Origin of the sequence: Mycobacterium helveticum (assembly GCF_007714205.1) — a bacterium.
GTDB lineage: Bacteria > Actinomycetota > Actinomycetes > Mycobacteriales > Mycobacteriaceae > Mycobacterium > Mycobacterium helveticum.
Genome location: NZ_VMQU01000365.1, coordinates 1 through 470, shown reverse-complemented (window position 1 = coordinate 470; position 470 = coordinate 1). Strand labels below are relative to the sequence as shown.

Below are 470 nucleotides of genomic sequence, written 5' to 3'. Positions count from 1 at the left end.
GGACTAGCAGCGAGGAGGCTGACGTGAAGTCTGCCAGCAATACCCCGACCGATACCACCCTGCCGCAGGAGCCGCCCGGCGGTGTGACCGCCGGTCTGGACTGGGCCCGCGACGACCACGCGGTCAGCGTCGTCGATGACCGGGGCCGCGAACTCGACCGAGCCACGGTGCCCCATAGCGCGCCCGGACTGCGGGAACTCATCGCTTTCCTGCGCCGCCATGGAGTGGGTGAGGTCGCCATCGAACGTCCCGACGGGCCAGTCGTCGACGCCCTGCTGCTCGCCGGTCTGGCCGTGGTGGTGATCTCGCCGAATCAGGTCAAGAACCTGCGCGGCCGCTACGGCTCGGCCGGCAACAAGGACGACCGGTTCGACGCCTACGTGCTCGCCGACACCCTGCGCACCGACCGCGCCCGGCTGCGGGCGCTGATCCCCGACACCGACGCCACCGTCGCCCTGCGGCGCGCCTGC

At 71.5% G+C, this 470-nt stretch carries 1 protein-coding gene; it reads left to right on the top strand.

Going from position 1 to position 470, the window contains the following annotated elements; all coding sequences use genetic code 11:
- Positions 1 to 59 precede the first annotated feature (59 nt).
- A partial coding sequence (locus FPZ47_RS27940; protein ID WP_425461862.1) for an IS110 family transposase occupies positions 60 to 470 on the top strand: 411 nt, incomplete at its 3' end.